Annotated in this window: 2 protein-coding genes; one reads left to right on the top strand and one right to left on the bottom strand. The window is 38.1% G+C overall.

The annotated features are described in order from the left end of the window. A partial coding sequence (locus tag AB5Y90_RS08795) for an IS1634 family transposase (RefSeq protein WP_368166816.1) occupies positions 1-459 on the top strand: 459 nt, incomplete at its 5' end. On the opposite strand, the gene AB5Y90_RS08790 is transcribed toward AB5Y90_RS08795, so the two are convergent. Beyond that, positions 456-2462 carry a hypothetical protein gene (locus tag AB5Y90_RS08790; protein ID WP_368166815.1) on the bottom strand — a complete coding sequence of 669 codons (2007 nt, stop codon included), beginning with the start codon at positions 2460-2462 and terminating at the stop codon, positions 456-458. The two genes, AB5Y90_RS08795 and AB5Y90_RS08790, sit on opposite strands and share 4 nt — an antisense overlap. Positions 2463-2892 lie beyond the last annotated feature (430 nt).

The raw sequence follows: 2892 nt of genomic DNA, 5'->3' as shown, positions 1-2892 counted from the left end.
GTTGAAGAGGCTCGCAACCAGACCGGGGTGTTCATCCTGGCGACCAATGACCACAGCGATACGCTGACTATGGCCGAACTGTTGGCCACCTATAAAGCACAGCAGAATGTCGAGCGAGGCTTTCGTTTTCTCAAGAGCCCGGAGTTTTTAACCTCCTCACTGTACCTGAAAAAACCGGAGCGGATTGAAGCGTTGCTGATGGTGATGACCTGTAGCCTGATGATTTACGCAGCGTTGGAGCACCGGATCAGGCAGGGATTAGTGGCGCAGAACCGCAGTGTGGCGGATATGAAAAAGAAACCGACCCAGCAGCCGACGGCCCGTTGGATCTTTTTGCGCTTTGGTGGCATCCATGAATATCGACTGGGAGAAGCTCCGCCACAAGTAACGGAGCTAACAGGAGACCAGCAGATCATTTTGGAGGTATTGGGTGAGCGCTATCGGCAAATTTATTCCTAAATCAGGTGCGGAATGTCGGATTTACCAGCCTCATCACTACTGTAGCAATAATTGTCACTGAGTTTTAACTCATTGGCTAGCGATCTTATCATTGCAAATGTTATGGACTCTTGACTATTATAGTCGTCAGTACATTTATATAATGGGATGTTATTTATAATTATTCTGCGAGTATTTCCTCTATCATCAAACTTTATCAACTCCTCACTTATTTTCTCACCGTAAAATTGCTCAATATCAAAAGCCTCATTAGCATAAAACTCACTTCTATTTAATAACCCGTAAATTCGATCTTCCTCAGTTTTCAGCTCAGCCAACTCAAGCATTTTTTTATCTGAATTTTTCAGCTCAGGTGAAAGATAGCTAATTTTATAACCCTGTTGTTCAAGCATTGTTAGTAGGGTGAAATTATAATCCAAACACAATTTATGTTGAATAAACAATCGGTTAACCATATGCATTAATGTGGGGTTGTGGCAATACTCATGCAAACGTTCAATAGAGTAATCACACCCCAACGCTGACATCACCAACTCTGTAATGATGTGATCGCTATTTTTATATACCCTATTTTTGCCACCAAGGAGCGCTAAAAATGCATTATTAGCATTCCTCGCTCGGTGGACAAACTGCATAATATCATTAGGCTGAACGAGCCCATTTGAAATAATTGCAGTAAATGTTAGATCCTTATCTATGAAACTAAATCCATTTTTCACAACCGGTGTAAAAATTGACACCAGTTTACTGCTAACATTTTTGTTTATAGCACCATTAGGGAATTTACGAGCAGTGTCAGCATCGATTAATATTTTTTTTGGTGTATTTATTGCATTTACCAAAACGTTAACATTTGATTTTTTTGCATTGTGTGCCTCGTCGCTAAATACAATACATTTTTTGCCACTTGATGCACGCTCATTGATCTTGTTTATAATATCTGGTTTAGTTGTTAAAAAGATTTCTGGCATATTCCTAGGTTTGGATGATCTATATACGAACACTTTTTTATTACTGAGCGTAGCTAAATTTGAAATAAAATCAAATGAGTCCTGACTTAAAAACGCATCGGCAATAACAACAGTGCTGGCATCAGCAATAATTTTTTTGAAATTATCCATCCTTTCAATGTATTCATCAACTGAGACTCTCATGCCCAATTCTGAGTGCATTAAATTAAAAACATCCTCAAACTCATCTATAATCAAAACTTGGCACTTATCCCGGATATGCTTATATTTTTTACTATATAAAATGCTCAGACTAACACCATAGACACCGGTTTCATTTTTGGTGATATCTGTATGATAGTGTCGTTCATCCTGATCAGGATACAGTGAATTCGTGAACGCTCGAGATGGATTTAAAAAAATAGGATGCATACCATTATTCCCAGCCTCGTCAAATGTGGGTATTAGGCAATTAGTTGTTTTACCAGTCCCTGGCGGAGTAACAACTATGTGAATCCCAGGGAAACGATCTAGACACAATCTTTCGTGACAAAGTTCGATATTAGTTTCAGTAATATTATCATTCTTGGTATAGAAATTGTGCGCCAAAGATACCGCGCTCTTTTTAGCAAACAAGTGTTTATTTATAGCCTCGGCGATTCGAGTATGGAATCGATTACTAGTTTGAGACCAAACATAATCTATTAGAGACGTCTGAGACATTATTTCTGGACAAAAATGATGAGAGTTTTCCGCCACAAAATCAATTGCTTCTTTCTCCTCCACCTCATTTTTAGCAAATGGGAGTAGCGTCACCCCTAGATTGAACCTGTTCGAACCTGGCTTAAACTCATGCCCATCCAGCACGACTGTGATCTTATAATCGAATGCAATTTTCACTGCATCAAATCCCGATTTATTGTCACTGATTAATCTTACTGAATTCCTAGACTCACCATCGCCAATAATTTCTACGATTTTATCCCTCAGCGCGTTAGATTCATCAATCCCAAATTTCAACTGGCAGTTTTCGCCACAACTCAACACAAACATATCCACCTCATTTAGTTTTTATAATAATATGGTGGCGTTTTTCAACGCTACACTTTTATTATAGTTATTAAATATTTAAATACTTCTCTAGCATTCACACCTAAAATTTGGCGTAGGTATGCTCCTTAGAGATTTTTTAATCTCTTGGAAGAATTCATAAATATAAATTATGTATCTACATACACTGACTGGTATGTACGAAATGAACGATATGCTGATTCCAATGCGTTTGCAATAGGGCAAATAAAATATCTTGACTTTTCTCTAAAATTATTAGTTAAACATTATAATTGAGCCCTAAAATGGCAAAACTATCTATAAACTCTAATAATTTTGCAGGGCGGGAGCACACTTTGTTGATATTTTAACCAAAGAATAACTGAGCCCGATAGTCGTCATTCCAGCCGGCTCTTTTTAGCTTGTTTCTCTG

Origin of the sequence: Aeromonas sp. R4-1 (assembly GCF_040908325.1) — a bacterium.
GTDB lineage: Bacteria > Pseudomonadota > Gammaproteobacteria > Enterobacterales > Aeromonadaceae > Aeromonas > Aeromonas veronii.
This window is presented reverse-complemented; position numbering and strand designations above follow the sequence as displayed.